This window comes from Rhodanobacter sp. Root179, from assembly GCF_001428465.1.
Classification (GTDB): Bacteria; Pseudomonadota; Gammaproteobacteria; order Xanthomonadales; family Rhodanobacteraceae; genus Rhodanobacter.
This window is the reverse complement of record NZ_LMHR01000027.1, coordinates 1-17,935: the sequence shown is the minus strand read 5'-3', so window position 1 is coordinate 17,935 and position 17,935 is coordinate 1. Positions and strand designations below refer to the sequence as shown.

At 67.9% G+C, this 17,935-nt stretch carries 12 protein-coding genes; 11 read left to right on the top strand and 1 reads right to left on the bottom strand.

Annotated elements, in window-relative coordinates; genetic code table 11:
• Positions 1 to 94 precede the first annotated feature (94 nt).
• Entirely contained in the window at positions 95 to 550 is a 456-nt protein-coding gene (locus tag ASD82_RS00925) for an SPFH domain-containing protein (RefSeq protein WP_056714074.1), read from the bottom strand.
• Positions 551 to 951: 401 nt separating this feature from the next.
• Here ASD82_RS00925 and ASD82_RS00920 point away from each other — a divergent pair, with 401 nt between their 5' ends.
• The 11 genes from ASD82_RS00920 (at position 952) to ASD82_RS00870 (ending at position 17,831) form a co-directional block, all read left to right on the top strand.
• A complete protein-coding gene (locus tag ASD82_RS00920; protein WP_056714072.1) occupies positions 952 to 1,962 on the top strand; it encodes a LacI family DNA-binding transcriptional regulator in 1,011 nt (336 codons plus the stop codon).
• Between the two features lie 159 nt (positions 1,963 to 2,121).
• A complete protein-coding gene (locus ASD82_RS00915; RefSeq protein WP_056714070.1) occupies positions 2,122 to 4,953 on the top strand; it encodes a TonB-dependent receptor in 2,832 nt (943 codons plus the stop codon).
• Between the two features lie 128 nt (positions 4,954 to 5,081).
• Complete coding sequence (locus ASD82_RS00910) at positions 5,082 to 6,545, top strand: glucoamylase family protein (protein ID WP_056714067.1); 1,464 nt, start codon at positions 5,082 to 5,084, stop codon at positions 6,543 to 6,545.
• Positions 6,542 to 7,864: a sugar ABC transporter substrate-binding protein gene (locus ASD82_RS00905; protein WP_056714063.1), complete on the top strand. Its 1,323-nt coding sequence runs from the start codon at positions 6,542 to 6,544 to the stop codon at positions 7,862 to 7,864. The genes ASD82_RS00910 and ASD82_RS00905 overlap by 4 nt, the downstream gene beginning before the upstream one ends.
• On the top strand, positions 7,861 to 8,739 hold the full coding sequence (locus ASD82_RS00900; protein ID WP_056714061.1) for a sugar ABC transporter permease: 879 nt from the start codon (positions 7,861 to 7,863) through the stop codon (positions 8,737 to 8,739). Before ASD82_RS00905 ends, ASD82_RS00900 begins: the two co-directional genes overlap by 4 nt.
• Positions 8,736 to 9,557 carry a carbohydrate ABC transporter permease gene (locus tag ASD82_RS00895; protein ID WP_056714057.1) on the top strand — a complete coding sequence of 274 codons (822 nt, stop codon included), beginning with the start codon at positions 8,736 to 8,738 and terminating at the stop codon, positions 9,555 to 9,557. Before ASD82_RS00900 ends, ASD82_RS00895 begins: the two co-directional genes overlap by 4 nt.
• Before the next feature lie 2 nt (positions 9,558 to 9,559).
• Positions 9,560 to 12,343 (top strand): hypothetical protein, encoded by a 2,784-nt coding sequence (locus tag ASD82_RS00890; RefSeq protein ID WP_056714054.1) that lies wholly within the window; start codon positions 9,560 to 9,562, stop codon positions 12,341 to 12,343.
• Positions 12,344 to 12,431: 88 nt separating this feature from the next.
• Positions 12,432 to 12,842 (top strand): GntR family transcriptional regulator, encoded by a 411-nt coding sequence (locus tag ASD82_RS00885; RefSeq protein WP_056714051.1) that lies wholly within the window; start codon positions 12,432 to 12,434, stop codon positions 12,840 to 12,842.
• A 20-nt stretch (positions 12,843 to 12,862) separates the two neighbouring features.
• Positions 12,863 to 13,783 carry an ABC transporter ATP-binding protein gene (locus ASD82_RS00880; RefSeq protein ID WP_056714046.1) on the top strand — a complete coding sequence of 307 codons (921 nt, stop codon included), beginning with the start codon at positions 12,863 to 12,865 and terminating at the stop codon, positions 13,781 to 13,783.
• 26 nt (positions 13,784 to 13,809) lie between these two features.
• A complete protein-coding gene (locus tag ASD82_RS00875) occupies positions 13,810 to 15,660 on the top strand; it encodes a hypothetical protein (protein ID WP_056714043.1) in 1,851 nt (616 codons plus the stop codon).
• A gap of 77 nt (positions 15,661 to 15,737) precedes the next feature.
• On the top strand, positions 15,738 to 17,831 hold the full coding sequence (locus ASD82_RS00870; protein WP_056714037.1) for a prolyl oligopeptidase family serine peptidase: 2,094 nt from the start codon (positions 15,738 to 15,740) through the stop codon (positions 17,829 to 17,831).
• The last annotated feature ends 104 nt before the right edge of the window (positions 17,832 to 17,935 follow it).

The following is a 17,935-nucleotide window of genomic DNA, read 5'->3' as shown; positions in this document are numbered from 1 at the left end:
CCCCGCCAAAAGAAAACCCCGCCGTGGCGGGTTCAATACCTGCAAATCCCCTGCGGCGCGGGCGTTCTGGGACGCCCTGGCGCGACCCCTTGATTCAGGCGGCGTCCAATTCGACCCGCGTCACCATCATGCCGCGCTCGCGCAGCGCGCTGTTCAAGGACTGTTTCATCCGGGCGCCAAGATCGCGCCGATCGGCGCCAGCAGCGACGGGCTCGTTGCGCAGCGCTTCCCGGGCGCCGCGACGAATCAGCTGGTCGACCTGTTCGAATACCGCGTCCGCCCGCTCCGGCTCCAGCACCTGCCAGTACACGGTGCCGCGTACCTCGCCGGCATCCTCCTGCGACGCATCCAGCCGCAGCGTCTGCCCGGCCAGGTTGATCTTGTGAGCCACCCGGTCAAGCAACGGCAACACCAGATGCGTTCCCTGCTGCAGCACCCGCACCAGCTTGCCGCGGCGATACAGGCTGTAGACCTGACCGGCCGGCACATGACGCACGGCGCTGGCGATCAGCGCGGTGGAGACAAGCAGCAAGGTGAGAGCAGCAGTCATCATGGTCTTGAAAAACAGCAGGTTGCCTATCGTTTGTTGAGTAACCGCGATAACTTGAGGATACAGTTGCCTGAGTCCACAAAGATTAACCTTCATTTAACGGCGAAACTGAAAATTTAACAAGTAGTCAGACGAGGGCGGCGAATGACTCCGGTCACAGAACGCCAAGTCACTGGATGTCATGCCTGAATCGTGCCAAATCGAGGGCTGCTGCAGCGCCGCAGCGGGAATCCGGTCGATGCGGGCCAGCATTAGGGAATCTGCCGGCGGCAGCGCGCGGCGATCGACGGTGACTGCCGCAACGCAGCAGAGGTATCGTTTTACAAGCGCTTTACAATCCGCCATGAAAACGTTTACGTTGGCGCCGCAATGCGGTTCCCTGTTCGCGGATCGGGCCACCAATGCCAGCAGCAACCATCAAAGACGTGGCGCGCGAGGCCGGTGTATCGGTGGCCTCGGTGTCGCGCGCGCTGAATGGCGGCCGTGGCGTCACCGCCGAAACCTGCCGGCGCATCGTCGAGGCAGCCCAGCGCCTGCGCTACGTGCCGCACGCCGCCGCCCGCATGCTGATCACCCGGCGCACCAACACGGTGGGCGCCCTGCTGCCCGACCTGTACGGCGAGTTCTTTTCCGAGCTGATCCGCGGCATCGACCTGGCGGCGCGATCGCGCGGCCTGCACCTGCTGGTCTCCAGCTCGCACGATGACGCGGAAGCGGCGGCGGCAGCCCTGCGCGCGATGCAGGGGCGGGTCGACGGCCTGCTGCTGATGTCGCCCCACGCCGATGCTGACTTCCTGCGGCAGAACCTGCCGCAGAATCTTCCCACCGTGCTGATCAACACCCGGTTGTCCGGCACCGACTACTGCGCCCTGTCGGTCGACAACGACGGCGGCGCGCGGCTGATGGTCGAACACCTGCTGTCGCTGGGTCGCCGGCGCATCGTGTTCATCCAGGGCCCACCGGGCAACCGCGACGCCACCCAGCGCGAACTCGGCTATCGCGAATCGCTGGCCAGCCATGCACCGGACAGTCCGGTGATGATGCTGCGCGGGGACTTCAGCGAAGAATCCGGGTTTCGCGCCGGCCAGCAGGTGCTGGCGATGCGGCCACGACCGGATGCGGTGTTCGCCGCCAACGACATGATGGCGATCGGCTGTCTGGCGGCCCTGCGCGAGGCGGGCCTGCGCATCCCGCAGGACATCGCCGTGGGCGGCTTCGACGACGTGCCGATGGCGCGCTACGTGACGCCGCCGCTGACCACGATCCAGGTGCACATCGCGGAACTGGGCGGGCAGGCGATGGCCCTGCTGGGCGAACAGCTCGACCACCCGGACGACGTGCGCGCGGGCAGCCGGCGACGGGTCGGCGCCGAGCTGGTGGTGCGGGCGTCCAGCGCCGCGCCCTCGGGCTGACACACACCGACATACCGGCGCCGGATCGCGCCGGAAGGAACCGCACCGGGCAGGGGTCGGTGCAATCCAGGCGGGCCGCGATAGGGTCCGCAGACAATGGCACGGCACCGACGGAAGAGCGTTCCACCACCTTGCAACGATTACGGGAGAGGGTCAGTCATGGTCAATCAACGTACGTTATCCAGGCACATCTCGCTGGCACTCGCCGGCCTGCTGGTCACCGCATTCGCGCTGCCGGGCGCGCACGCCCAGACCAGCACGGCGATCCTGCGCGGGCACGTCAGCGCACCGCAGGGCGCGATGCCCACCCAAGTGGTGGCCACCAATACCGCCAACGGTTTCGTCAGCAAGGCGAAGGTCGGTGCGGACGGCAACTACACCCTGGCCGGACTGAGCCCAGGCAGCTACACCATCGTGGCCAGCGGCAACGGCAGCAGCGCCAGCCGCACCGTCACGGTGCAGGTCGGCCAGGCGCTGAACCTCAACCTGGACGCCGGCGCCGCCGCGGCCGGACCCAGCACCAGCAATGCCACCGAGCTGCAGGGCGTCTCGGTGAACGCCACCACCCTGGTCGAGACGCGCACCTCGGAAGTGGCCACCAACATCAGCCAGAAGCAGATCCAGCAACTGCCGCAGAACGAGCGCAACTTCCTGGATTTCGCCAAGCTGGTGCCGGGCGTGACCACCTCGCGCGACCCCAACTCGAAAAGCTTTTCGTCGGGCGGTCAGTCGGCCGAGAATGTAAACGTTTTCATCGACGGCGCCAGCCTGAAGAACAACGTGCTCAAGGGCGGCATCGCCGGCCAGGATTCCACCCGCGGCAACCCGTTCTCACAGGAGGCAGTGCAGGAATTCCGCGTACTCACCAACAACTACAAGGCCGAGTACGAACAGGCCGGCACCGCGATCATCACCGCGGTGACCAAGTCGGGCACCAACGAATTCCACGGTTCGCTCTACGACTACTTCCAGAACACGGCGATGATCGCGCAGAACTCGTTCGACAAGAAAAACCACGTCAAGAAGCCCGAGTACAAGCGCGAACAGCGCGGTTTCACCCTGGGCGGACCGATCATCAAGGACGTGGCGCAGTTCTTCATCAACTACGAGGAGCGCAAGGACACCGCCAACAACACGGTGCAGATCAACGACTCGCGCTTCGCCCAGTACAACGGCACGTTCTCGGCGCCGTTCAACGAGAAGACCTTCTTCGGCAAGTTGAGCTGGCAGCCCAACCACGACAACAACGTCGACCTCAGCCTGACCACGCGCCGCGACAGCGAACAGCTCGGCTTCGGTGGCACCACCGCCTACAGCGCGCGCAGCAACCGCAAGAACAACGTCGACGACCTGCTGCTGAAATGGCAGAAGCGCGGCGACAGCTACACCAATGACCTCCTGCTGGATGCGGGCACGGCGAAATGGCACCCCACCTCGGCCGAATCCGGCACGGTGCGGGCCATCTACGATCCCGGCATCGCGGTGATCGGCGCCGGCGGTGACCTGCAGGACAAGGGCCAGAACCAGCGTACCTTCCGCGACGACTTCACCTGGTTCGGCCTGCCCTACCACACGATCAAGGCGGGCATCAAGTACGCCGCGTACGGCATCACGCTGGAGCAGAACAGCGCCACCGTGCCGACCTACTACTTCCAGGAAGGCGCGGATTATCCCGGTGGTTTCAACTCGCCGTACAAGGCGGTGTACGCGCCCAACGGGGCCAGCGCCAACCTGCACACCAACCAGCTCGGCCTGTACGTGCAGGACGACTGGGACATCACCGAACGCCTGCAGTTGAACCTGGGCATCCGCTGGGATTACGAGACCAACGCGCTGAACAAGGACTACGTGACGCCAGCCGAGCAGATTCCCACGCTGGAATACCTGGGCCTGCAGAACTACATCAGCAACGGCCACAACCGCGACGGCTACAAGGGGGCGATCCAGCCCCGGCTGGGCTTCTCGCTGGATGTCAGCAAGGACGGCGACCAGAGCACCACGATCTTCGGCGGCGCCGGCCGCTACTACGACCGCACGCCGTTCGACTGGATCAGCCAGGAGGAATTGCACTCGCTGGTGCCGAACTACACCTTCCTGTTCAGTCCCGGCGGTGTCACCCCTGGCACCATCGCATGGGACCCGAGCTACCTGACGCCGGCCGGCCTCAACGGTCTGCTGGCATCCGGCTCGGCCGGTTTCAGTTCCGAAATCGACGTGGTCAACAACAACACCAAACCGCCGCACACCGACCAGTTCAGCCTGGGCGTGCGCCAGGTGATGGGTGACTGGAACGCTTCGCTGACGCTGGCCCGCGTGCTGGGCTACGACCAGTTCACTTGGGTATGGAACCGCCTGCCACTGCCGGGCTTCACGCTCGACATCATGCCCGGCAGTCCATACGGCGTGGTGCTGCACAACACCGACAAGAAGACCCAGTCCAGCAGCGTGCTGGTCAGCATCGACAAGCCGTACACCGAAGCGTCCGGCTGGGGTGTGGGCCTGGCCTACACCTACCAGCGTGCGCGCCAGCAAGGCGGCGACAACTACTCGCTGGACTATGTCGATCCGGCGGGCTACTTCGCCGACAACGTGGGCGAGAAGCAGCACCTGGTGCTCAATGGCATCGTGCGCGGGCCATGGGATACCCGCCTGACCGGCATCTTCACCTATGGCTCGGGCCTGCCCTGGGACTACTTCGCCAACGTGCCAGGCTGCGACTACAACTGCATCTTCTACAAGAACGGCAAGTACGGCCAGAAGTACCTCAACCTCGACCTGTCGATCGCCAAGGAATTCCGCTGGGGCGAAAGCCAGGCGCTGGAGCTGCGCTTCGACGTGATGAACGTGTTCAACCGCGATGTCGACAACGGCTACATCAACAACCAGTACAACTGGGGCACGCTGAACCCGAACCCGGACTTCGGCCGCGCCACCAGTGCCGACCCGAACCAGACCCGCCGCTTCCAGATCGGCGCCCGCTACACGTTCTGATCCACCCGCGGCAAGGCAGTACCGATTCATCCGTCCGCTTCGTGAGAACGGACGTCTGGACGTCCACCTGAACCTGCGCTCCCCCGCGGGTCCAGGTGGCGTCGCTCACAAAGTACGGCAGACCGATCATGACGTTTCCCCACCGGCCCGCATGGCTTGCCTCCCTCCTGCTCGGCCTGGCCCTGGTGCTGGCAGCTCCCGCCAGCCCGGCCTGGCAGGCCCGACCGGACCCCACTCCCGCCACAACCAGCACGCCCGAAGTACCGGCGCTGGTCAACGACCTCGAACAGCGCACCTTCCAGTTCTTCTGGGACAGCGCAGACCCGGCCAATGGCCTGGTGCCCGACCACTATCCGGGCGAATCGTTCTCCAGCATCGCCGCGGTCGGCTTCGGCCTGACCGCCTACGGCGTGGGCGTGGAGCGCGGCTACATCACCCGTGAACAGGCGGTGGAGCGCACGCTTGCCACGCTGCGCTTCTTCGACACCGCGCCGCAGGGCGACAGCGAGGACGATGACAGCGGCTACCACGGCTTCTTCTATCACTTCCTCGACATGAAGAGCGGCAAGCGCTTCGCCCGCTGGACCGAGGTGTCCACGGTCGACACCTCGCTGCTGCTGGGCGGCGTGCTGTTCGCGCAGTCGTACTACGACCGCGACACGCCGGCCGAGCAGGAAATCCGCACGCTGGCCGACCGCATCTACCGGCGGGTCGACTGGCCCTGGGCACAGGTGCGCGCGCCGCTGATCAGCATGGGCTGGACGCCGGGCGGCAAGTTCATCCCGCACGACTGGGAAGGCTACAACGAGGCGATGCTGGTCTACGTGCTGGCGCTGGGCTCGCCCACGCATCCGGTGGACGCCGACGCCTGGACGGCGTGGACCCGCACCTACGACCGCAGCTGGGGCAGCTTCCACGGCGAGCAACTGCTGAACTTCGGCCCGTTGTTCGGCCACCAGTACAGCCATGTGTGGATCGACTTCCGCGGCATCCGCGATGCCTGGAACCGCCAGCACGACCTCGACTATTTCGAGAACAGCCGCCGCGCGGTGATCGCCCAGAGGAACTACGCGATCGCCAACCCGGGCGGCTGGACCGGCTACGGCCCGAACATGTGGGGGCTCACCGCCAGCAACGGTCCCGGCGGCATCGTCATGGACGGCAAGAGCAAGCGCCAGTTCTACGGCTACACGGCGCGGGGCGCCGGACTGGGCTACCTGGTCGACGACGGCACTCTCGTGCCCACCGCGGTCGCTGGCTCGATCGCGTTCGCGCCCGAGCTGGTGATTCCCGCGCTGGAGGAGATGAAGCGCCGCTACGGCAGCGCGATCTACAACCGGCACGGCTTTGTCGACGCCTTCAATCCCAGCTTCCACGTGCAAACGGAGTTGCGCACGGGCAAAGTGCTGCCGATGGGCTGGGTCGACAGCGAGCAGCTGGGCATCGACCAGGGGCCGATCGTGCTGATGATCGAGAACTGGCGCAGCGACCTCGTCTGGAACGTGATGAAGAAGAACCCGTACATCCGCAAGGGACTTCAGCGCGCGGGCTTCGAAGGCGGCTGGCTGGCCGCGGAGGCGTCGAAAGAATGAGCTGTCGTGCGCGCCCCTGGCGGCACGCATGGCTGGTGGCGATCACCTGCAGCGCCCTGCTGGGCAGTTGCACGCAAGCGCCGGACAACCACGAACTCACGTTCTGGACGATCGGCCGCGAAGGCGAAGCCATCGTCAAATTGCTGCCCGCGTTCGAGCGCGCCCACCCGGACATCCACGTCAGGGTGCAGCAGCTGCCGCTGACCGCCGCGCACCAGAAGCTGCTTACCGCCTTTGCCGGCGACTCCACCCCGGACCTCAGCCAGCTCGGCAACACCTGGCTGCCCGAGCTGGCCGCATTGCACGCGCTGGAGCCCTTGCAGGCGCGGGTCGACCGTTCGCGGGTGATCCAGCCGCGCGACTACTTCGCCAGCATCTGGGCCACCAACGTGATCGACGGCACGCTGTACGGCGTGCCGTGGTACGTCGACACGCGGCTGCTGTTCTATCGCCGCGACCTGTTGCAGGCCGCCGGTTTCGACGCACCGCCGCGCAACTGGGTCGAGTGGCGGCAACAGCTTGCTGCATTGAGCGATCCCGCCCGTCATCGCTACGGCATCCTCTTGCCGACCAACGAGTACGAGCAGCTGATGTCGCTGGCGCTGCAGCAGGACTACGGCCCGCATCCCGGCGACGGGCTGCTGCGCGACGGCGGTCGCTACGGCAATTTCGAAAGCGCGGGCTTCAGGCGGGCGCTGGCCTTCTACGTCGACACCTTCCGGCTGCGCCAGGCGCCAGCGATCACCAATGTCGAAGCGGGCAATCCGTGGACCGAGTTCGGCCGCGGCGTGTATGCGTTCTACCTGTCCGGCCCGTGGAACATCGGCGAATTCCGCGCGCGCCTGCCGGCAGCGCAGCAGGACGACTGGGCCACCGCGCCCCTGCCCGGCCCGACGGGCCCCGGCATCGGCGTGGCCGGCGGTTCCAGCCTGGTGATCTTCCGTCGCTCGCGGCACAAGGACGCGGCGTGGCAGCTGATCGAGTACCTGTCGCAGCCCGTGGTGCAGCGGCAGTTCTACGACCTGCTCGGCGACATGCCGCCCCGGCGCAGCTCGTGGGAGGGCGGCGCCCTGCATGACGATCCCAAGGCGCGCGCGTTCCGCCAGCAGCTGGAGCAGGTGCGGCCGGCGCCGGCCGTGCCGGAGTGGGAGCGCATCGCCAACGAGATGCAGCTGGTCGCCGCCGAGGCGATCGCCGGCCGGCTGACGATTGACCAGGCCGCCGCCGAGATGGATCGCCGCGCCGATGCGATCCTGGCCAAACGGCGCTGGGTGCTCGACCACGCCCATCCTGACCAGATCCGTGGGCACACGCCATGAATCCGCAACGCACGGCCTGGCTGTTCCTCGCCCCGGCGCTGCTGGTGCTGGGCGTGTTCTTCCTGCTGCCGGTGCTGGCCGCGCTGCTGCTCAGCCTCACCGACTACGACCTCTACGCGCTGGCCGACATCCGCAACCTGCGTTTCGTGGCGCTGGGCAATTACTGGGAACTGCTGCAGCGGCCGCTGTTCTGGTCGGCGCTGGGACACACGTTGTACTTCGTGGCGGTGGGCGTGCCGTTGTCGATGGGGGCGTCGCTGGGCGCGGCGATGCTGCTGAACTCGCCGCTGGCGCGCTGCAAGCCGTTCTTCCGCACCGCGCTGTTCGCGCCGGTGGTGACCACGGTGGTGGCCACCGCGGTGATCTGGCGCTACCTGTTCAACACCAAATACGGCATGGCGAATTATGTGCTGGGGCTAGTCGGCATCCATCCGGTGGACTGGCTGGGCGATCCGCACTGGGCGATGCCCACGATCATCGCGTTCGCGGTGTGGAAGAACTTCGGCTACAACATGATCATCTTCCTGGCCGGCCTGCAGGCGATCCCGCCGGACCTGTACGAAGCCGCGCGCATCGACGGCGCCTCGCCCTGGCGGCAGTTCCGCCACATCACCCTGCCGATGCTCAAACCCACCATGCTGATGGTGGGCATCCTCACCGTGTCGGGCTACTTCCAGCTGTTCGCCGAACCCTACGTGATGACCGAGGGCGGTCCGCTGCAAAGCACGGTCAGCGTGCTGTACCTGATGTACGACGAAGGCTTCAAGTGGTGGAACCTCGGCTCCGCCTCGGCGGTGGCGTTCCTGTTGTTCCTGATCATGTTCGCGGTGACCGTGCTGATGCTGAAGCTGTCCCGACGCGGAGAACAGGCATGAATCCGCGGCTGGCCAGGGCGCTGGTCAACGGCTTGCTGATCGGCGTAGCGGCGGTGGCGCTGTTCCCGCTGCTGTGGATGCTGTCGGTGTCGTTCATGGCACCGGGCGCGGCCAGCGCGCTGCCGCCGCCGCTGCTGCCGCGCCATGCCAGCTGGAACAACTACCGCGAACTGTTCGTGCACGCCGGCATGGGCCGCTACCTGCTCAACAGCCTGCTGGTGGCCGGCACCATCACCGTGCTGTCGCTGGCCTGCAACCTGCTGGCCGGCTACGCCTTCGCCAAGCTGCGCTTCGCCGGGCGCGAGCGGCTGTTCCAGACCTTGCTGGGCGCACTGGTGATCCCCGCCCAGGTGGCCATGCTGCCGCTGTTCCTGCTGCTGAAGTACATCGGGCTGGTGAACAGCTACGCCGGCGTGGTGGTGCCCGCGCTGGCCACCGTGTTCGGCATCTTCCTGGTGCGCCAGTACGCCCGCGGCATTCCCGACGAACTGCTGGAAGCGGCGCGGATCGACGGCGCCGGCGAGTGGCGGATCTTCGCGCAGATCGTGCTGCCGCTGCTGAAGCCGATCATCGTCACGCTGGCCATCTTCACCTTCCTCGCCGCGTGGAACGACTTCATGTGGCCGCTGATCGTGCTGACCGGGCAGGACCACTACACCTTGCCGATCGGCCTGGCCTCATTGGCGCGCGAACACTCGCAGGACAGCGAGCTGATGATGGCCGGCTCGGTAGTCACCGTGCTGCCGGTGCTGCTGCTGTTCCTGTCGCTGCAGCGCTACTACCTCGAAGGCCTGCTGCTGGGCAGCGTGAAGGGCTGACGATGCGTCGCTACCTTCCCGTGCTGCTTGCCCTGCTCGCGATCAACCACTTCGCACATGCCGAAGCGGCGTCACGAACCCTCGACGACTTCACCCAGCCGAACGCCTGGCAAGCCATCGCCACCGATGACATCAGCGCCAAGCTGCGCCCGGCCAGCGGGCCGCACGGCAAGGCGATCTGCCTGGACTTCGACTTCAACGGCGTGTCCGGCGGGCCGAGTCTGCGTCGCACGCTGCCGATCACTTTTCCCGATAACTACGCGCTGTCGTTCGACGTGCGGGGCAACATGCCGCCGAACGACCTGCAACTGAAACTGATCGACGCCAGCGGCGACAACGTGTGGTGGTATCGACAAGAGAACTTCCGGCCGACCGATACGTGGCAGACGATCACCGCCAGCAGGCGCGACATCGTTTCCGCCTGGGGTCCGGCACAGGACCGCACGCTGCGCCACACGCAGACGCTGGAATTCACCCTGTATGCCGGGCAGGGCGGTCGCGGCGAATTCTGCGTCGGCAATCTCCGCCTGACGCCGTTGCCGCCCGCGCCCGTCGACGAGCCCGCGCCGGCCAGCCTCACCCCGAATGCCCGGCTGATGCAGCAAGCGCGCAGCGCACCCCGCGGCATCTATCCCCGCGGCTTCACCGGCGAGCAGAGCTACTGGACCCTGGTCGGCGTGGACGGTGGCGCCAAGCAGTCGGCGCTGCTCTCCGAGGACGGCGCGGTGGAGGTGCGCAAGGGCGGCTGGTCGATCGAGCCGATGCTGCTGGACGGCGACACGCTGATCGACTGGGCCACGGTGAAAGCCACGCAAAGCCTGCAGGACGGCTACCTGCCGATCCCCACCGTGCACTGGCAGGCCGACGACCTGCGGCTGGACACCACGGCCTTCGCCAACGGCACGTCGACTCGCTCGAACCTGCTGCTGCAATACCGCCTGCACAACGACGGCGCGCAACCGCGCACGCTGACGCTGGCCTTGCTGTTGCGACCGTTCCAGGTCAATCCGCCCACCCAGTTCCTCAACACGCCCGGCGGCATCAGCCCGATCCGCGACCTCGATCGGGATGGCCATGGCGTGCAGGTCAATCGGGCGCTGCGCGTCGTACCGCTGCAGGCGCCCACCGCGTTTGTCGGCAGCCGCCATGGCGAGTTCACCTTGCCGCAGCAGCTGGCCCGCGGCGAACGACCGCGCATCACCGCGCTGCACGACGACAGCGGCTACGCCCAAGGCGCGCTGCTGTATCGGCTGACCGTGCCGGCTCACTCGGCCGTGACGGTGGGCCTGGTGGTGCCTTCGGATGCGTCTTCGTTCGCCCCTCCCGCCGACGCCATGCGCTGGCTGCAGCAACAGCGCGACGAGGTGGCGGCCGCATGGCGCGAGAAGCTCGATCGCGTGACCCTGCAATTGCCGGCTGCCCAACAGGCGCTGGTCGACACCGCGCGCAGCGCGCAGGCCCAGATGCTGATTTCGCGCGATGGCCCGGCGCTGCAGCCGGGCACGCGTTCGTATGCGCGCAGCTGGATTCGCGACGGCGCGATGATGAGCGAAGCGCTGCTGCGCAGCGGCCACGCCGACGTCGCGGGCGCGTTCGTGCAGTGGTACGCGCCGCACCAGTTCGCCACCGGCAAGGTGCCGTGCTGCGTCGACGCGCGTGGTTCCGACCCGGTGGTGGAGAACGACAGTCCCGGCGAACTGCTGTTCGCGATTGCCGAATGGTGGCGCTACGGCCACGACCGTGCCGGTCTGCAGCGGCTATGGCCGCACGTGGAACGCACGGTGGCCTACATGGATCGGCTGCGCGCCAGCGAGCGCACCCCGGCGCAGCAGGGCAGCTCGCGCTACGGCCTGATGCCGGCCTCGATCAGCCACGAAGGCTACTCGGCCAAGCCGATGCATTCGTACTGGGACGACTTCTGGGCGCTGCGCGGCTACGACGATGCGGTCGAGCTGGCGCGCGCCCTGGGCAGGCACGACGAGGCGATCCGCTACGCCGCCTCGCGCGATGCCTTCCGCGCCGACCTGCAGGCCTCGATCCTGGCGGCGATGCACGAACACCGCATCGACTTCATCCCCGGCGCCGCCGAACTGGGCGACTTCGACGCCACCTCCACCACCATCGCGCTGTCGCCAGGCGGCGCGCAGGACTGGCTGCCGCCGGCGCTGCTGCGACAGACCTTCGAGCGCTACTGGCAGGGCTTCATCGCGCGTCGCGATGGCGACAAGCCATGGGATGACTACACCCCGTACGAGTGGCGCAACGTGGCGGCCTTCGTCCGGCTGGGCTGGCGCCAGCGGGTGCCGGCGCTGCTCGATTTCTTCATGGCCGACCGCCGTCCCGCGGGGTGGAACCAGTGGGCCGAAGTGGTGGGTCGCGACGCGCGCGAGCCGCGCTTTGTCGGCGACATGCCGCATGCGTGGATCGCCTCGGACTTCCTGCGCTCGCTGTACGACCTGTTTGCGTGGGAGCGCCGCAGCGACCAGGCGCTGGTGCTGGCCGACGGCATGCCGGTGGACTGGCTGCGCGGCGAAGGCATCGGCATCGAGCACCTGCGCACGCCCTACGGCGAGCTGAGTTATCGCCTGCGCGAACACGACGGGCGGCTGGAGCTGTCGCTGCCGGGCGGCAACGCGATGCCGCCCGGCGGCCTGGTGCTGCGCTGGCCGTACGCCGGCCAGCCCGGCGGCACGGCGCGGCTGAATGGTGCGCCGGTGGCGTGGCGGCACGGCGAGATCGTCGTCCGCTCGCTGCCCGCCACGGTGCAGGTCGACCCCGCCCGCTAATCCCGACTGCGAAAACCGCTTGACCGCGACGTTGCGCCTACTGTACTAATGCACACAGTACACAAGGTACAGCCAAGCGGAGATCCTGATGGCCCGAACCCAAGCCCTGCTGATCCAGATCGCCACCGGCGATCCGCGGCCGATCAGCAAGCAGATCGTCGACGGCGTGCGCATGAAGATCGCCACCGGCGAGCTCGCCGTCGGCGCGCAGCTGCCCAGCGTGCGCGGACTGGCGCAGCAGTTGACGATCAACCCGAACACCGTGGCCAAGGCCTACGCCGAACTCACCGGTGACGGCTGGCTGGAGTCGCGCCAGGGCCTGGGCCTGTACGTGGCCACGCCGCGCCAGCGGCTGAGCAATGCCGAACGCGACCGCCGCATGGATGACGCCGTGCAGAACTTCGTGCACGAGGTGGCCGCGCTGGACTATCCGCCCGAGCGCGCGCTGAGCCGGCTGGAACGCGCGCTGCGCGTGCTGGCCCCGAAGAAATCCGCCTGACCCGGAGGCGAGAGACGAGCATGACTGAGCCGACACCATCCGAGTACGTGATCGAGACCGATGCGTTGTGCAAGCGCTACGGCAACAAGCTGGCGCTGGACCAGCTGGACCTGCGCATCGCCAGCGGCCGCATCCACGCCATCGTGGGCGCGAACGGCGCGGGCAAGTCCACGCTGTTCCGCATCCTGCTCGGCTTCCTGCCGCCGAGCTCGGGCCAGGCCCGCATCCTCGGCCGCGACAGCCAGCGGTTGACACCGACCGATCGCGGCCGCATCGGTTTCGTCAACGAGGAACACACGCTGCCGAACTGGATGCGCGTGGCGGCGGTGACCGCGATGCAGCGCCACCACTACCCGCGCTGGGACCAGCGCGCGTTCGACGAGGTGATCGGCCACTACCACGTGCTGCCGGAGCAGAAGGTCGGCCAGCTGTCGCGCGGCGAGCGCGCCGGTTTCAACCTCGCGCTGACCCTGGCGCAACGGCCGGAGCTACTGGTGCTGGACGAGCCGACCCTGGGGCTGGACGTGGTGGCCAAGCGGGCCTTCCTCGAATCGCTGCTGTATTCGAACGCGGCCGGCCAGTGCACGGTGATCTATTGCTCGCACCAGATGGAAGAGGTCGAACGGGTCGCCGACAACCTGATCATCCTCGAGCGCGGCCGGCTGATGAACATGTCGGCGCCCGACGATTTCTGCGCGCGGGTGACCCACTGGGTGGCGGACATCCCGTTCGCCGGCCCGCCCCCGGCCAGCGTGCCCGGACTGCTGCAGGTACAGCGCATCGACGGCTTGCACCACTACCTGGTGCTGGACCAGGACGAGGACTTCGCCAGTTTCCTGCAAGCCAGCGGCGCGCGTTCGATGCAGAGCATGCCGGTGAGCCTGGACCGTGCGGTCAACGGCTTCCTGGCCAAGAACCACGCCGTACCGACCGCGGCCTGAGCGCCGCCCTTCTTCGAGGAAACAACATGCGCGATCTTTTCAGGGCCGAATTGCTGCGCTTCCGCAGCTGGGCCATCGCCGGCGCGGTGCTGCATCTGCTGGTGCTGGGTTTCCTGACCCGGGTGGTCGACCTGGCGCAGCAGCCACTGCTGGTTTACCGCGTGTTCGGCGGCGTCTACGCGCTGGCCGGCCTGTTGCTGGGGCTGTTCCAGATGGGCAGTTACCGGCGTCCCAGCACCTGGCTGAACCTGCTGCACCGGCCGTTGCCAAACTGGCGCATCGCCGCGGCGCTGCTGGGTGCGGGCGTCGTGTTGCTGGCGCTGGCCGCGGCGCTGCCGATCCTGCTGATCGCCGTCTACCAGCACGGCATGACCGCACGCGTGGTCGACCTGCGCCACTGGCTGTTCCCGCTGGCCGCGCTGCTGATCGCCGCCTGCGGTTACCTGGCCGGCGCCTACTGCATGCTCGGCAGCCGTCGTCATTCGACCTGCGCGCTGGTGTTCCTGGTGTTGCTGGCGGTGAGCCAGGCCATCGGTCCGCGGATGCTGATCGTGCAGGCGCTGGCCCTGCTGTGGCTGGCGGCGATGGTGCTGGCCGCGTTCAAGCCCGACCTCAGTGCGCCGCCGCGTTCGCTCACCGCCACCGTGATCACCGCCCTGCCGCTGCAGATGGGCATTTATCTGCTGGCCCTGCTGCTGGGCTTCGGCGTGGAGATGCTGTGGATCATGCAGGGCACGCATCCGAACAACATGAGCGTGCCGCCACCCGGAGGCCACAACGAAACCGAACGGATGACGCCGCAGCAGCGCATGCTGGCCGGCCTGGCCGTCAGCCGCGCGGCGCAGGCGCCGCTGTGGCGCGAGCAGGTGGCGCTGTCCGAAGTGCATGAGATCGGTTCGCAGCTGGCGGCCACCCCGGTGCGCAACGAACTCACTCACGCCGCGGCGGCGCAGATGGAATTCGACGACGAGGAACTGCGCGTGCGCTGGGTGTTCAGCCACGATCGCATGCGCTTCGAAGGCTACCGCCTCACCGATGGCCGCCATTTCGGCGAGCTTGGCGTGGGCACCGGCGATGCCGCGTTTCCGGCACCGGCGCAGGCGGCCGGCAGCTTGCCGGCCCTGCCCAGGGGTGATGGCGCGCTGGTCGCCGGCAACACGCTGTATCACTACGTCAGCGCCAGCCATCAGGCGCTGCCGCGCATCCGCCTGCCCGCCGGTGAGATCCTGGCCGGGGTGACGCCGGTGGGCGAAAGCCTGGTGGTATTGAGCGATCGGGCGCTGTACTTCTTCGACGGCCGCGACGCGGCCGCCAGCGACGCCTTGCTGAGCCCACGCCAGCGGCTGCCGATGCCCGGCCGCAGCGGCGACCTGAGCAACATCGATCTGATCGAGCTGGTGGACGGCTACCTGGTGTCGTTCTCCTTCACCACCTACGCGCATGAGCTCACCGGCGTGGCGCCGTACCAGAGCGTGCTGTGGCTGGACGACGCAGGCCACGTCACCGAAGCTGCCCATCGCGCGATCGGTTACGACTACCCTGCGCTGTACCGCTACAAGGCGTGGTGGCCATCACCGGCGCTGTATGCCTTGCGCGTGGCGGCGCTGGACCTGTTCGCGGTGCACGATCCGCTGGACGCCACCGCACCGCCGCCGATTCCCCGCCGCATCCAGCTGTTCGCCGGCGCCCTGATGCTGCTGTCGCTGCTGGCGGCGATCTGGCTGTGCCGTCGACGCGCCCTGTCCACGCCGGCGCGGCTGGCCTGGTTGCTGGCTTGCGCCGTGGTCGGACTGCCGGCGCTGGCCAGCCTGTGGCTGCTGTATCCCGCCGGCGAATACGTACCGTCCCCACGCAAGCTGCTGCCCGCAACCGCCTGACCACGCGCGGCGCAGGCCGCCTCGTCCCCTTGATGATGCGGCCCGTCGGCATGACGGGCCGACAGCCGGAGAAATCCATGTCCACGCTTTCGAAGTGGTTGGCGGCGCCGTGCGCCCTCGTGCTGGCGCTGGCGAGCGGAACGGTGCGCGCCGACGACGCGGCAGACGCTGCCGCCCTGCATCGCGCGGTCGCCATCGAGCAGGCGCGCCCGCCGGCGCCGCGCTTTCCGCGCAGCGCGTTCCTGGTCGATCGGATGATCGACAGCGTGAGCCTGTCGCCCGACGGGCGATCCGTCGCCTGGCTGCGCGTGCAGGGCAACCAGCGCAGCGTGTGGCTGCAGTCGACCGCGGGTGGCGCCGCACGCCAGCTGCTCTCGCGTACCGAGGCGCGCCAGCTTTACTGGTCACGTGACAGCCGGTGGCTGCTGCTGGAATCGCCGCGCCAGCTGTTTGCGCTGGCGGCAGTCGGCCAGGGCGGCTCCGGCATCGTCACCGCGCTGGGTGGCGGCGAACGGCGCGAAGTGCGTGCCGTCGATCCGCTGCAGGGCGCCGCGGTCATCGTCAGCGAGCAGGTGCCGGCCACGTCGCCGGCATCGGCCGGGAAGTGGCGGCTGTTGCGCGTGGACATCCACGGCAAGCGCAGCGTGCTGCACGAAGACGCCGATGAACTGGCCGGGTTCGCGTTCGATCCGCAGGGTCGGCTGGCCTTCCTCGAACGGGTCGAACACGAGGACCTGGTGATCCATCGCGTCGACGCGGACGGCGGCCTGCACGAGGTGCTGCGCTGCGTGCAGTTGCAGCGCTGCAGCCTGTTGCCGGTGACCGCGCCGGACGGCGAGCTGCTGCTGCGCACGGATCGCGGCGGCAGCCTGCTCGACCTGACGCGGCTGGATGCGCAAGGCACGTTGCACACCCTGCTCACCGATCCGGCGGGCGAAGCGGACCTCGACGCGCTGCTGCTCGATCCCGTCGACGGCCAGCCGCTGATCGCCAGCTGGCGAAGCAGCACGTCGGCGCAGCGCGGGCTGGATGCGCAGACACAGCAGGCGGTCGAAGCCATCACCCGCCACTTCCCGCAACGCGATCTGGACATCCAGGTCGGTCGCGGCGCGCAGGCCGCCTGGCTGGTCGGCGAACGCGGGCCCACGCTGCAGGCCGGGCGCTGGCATCTCTACGAGCCGTGGTCGGGTCGGTTCAAGCCGTTCCTCGACGACGCGCTGACGCAGCAGCGCAGCGGCAAGCCGCTGTCGCCGCTGCCCGGGTCGGCGCTGGCACGCAAGATTCCGTTTACCTGGAAAGCCTCCGACGGCATGCGCCTGCATGGCTTCCTGCTGCTGCCGCCGGGCGCCGATCCGGCAACGCTGCCACTGGTGGTGACTCCGCATGGCGGTCCGTGGAACCACGATCGCCCGGACTACGGCAGCTTCGGGCAGTTCCTGGTCAACCGCGGCTACGCGGTGTTCCAGCCGCAGTTCCGCGGCTCCACCGGCTACGGCCGCGACTACGTGCTCGCCGCGCACGGCGACTTCGGCAACGGCCGGGTGCAGCAGGACATCGTGGAAGGCACGCGTTACCTGCTGGCGCAGGGCATCGGCGATGCGCAGCGGGTCGGCATCGCCGGCGCCTCGTTCGGCGGCTACGCGACCCTGCTCGGGGTGACCTTCCAGCCGGAGTTGTTCAAGGTGGGCGTGGCGATCGTGCCACCGGCGGATTTCGGCTGGGATCTGCGCTGGGTTTCGCGCAGCCACGAGGCGCTGAACCTGTCGCGCTACATCCCGTTCATCGCCTGGCTGCGCCTGCTGTCGCTGGACCTGCACGACGACGCCACCATGGCGCGGCTGCATGCGCAGTCGCCGCTGGCCAACGCGGCACGGATGCAGCGTCCGTTGTTGTTGATTGCCGGTGGCGCGGATCACCGGGTGGCGATCCGTGGCGTCATCGCGTACGCCGCGCAGCTGAAACTGCTGGAGCGGGAGGTCAGCCTGCTGGTCGATGACCAGGCCGGCCACACCAACGAGGATCCGCTGGCCAGGGAGGCGATGTTCTACCTCACCGAACGACTGTTGCAGCGTCATCTCGGTGGTGTCGCGCCCGCGCCGCCGGACGCGGCGATGCGCGAGTACCTGCAGCGGAACCTGCGGCTGAGCGGAAAGGATCTGCGCGGCGAGTGAATCGCGCCGACGGCCCGGTGCTTCCCTGCGCGGAAGCCACGCAGGGCGGGCACTGCCCGCCGGTTCTGCTTTTTGTTGCGACTTGGCGGGAAGCGGCGGGCAGT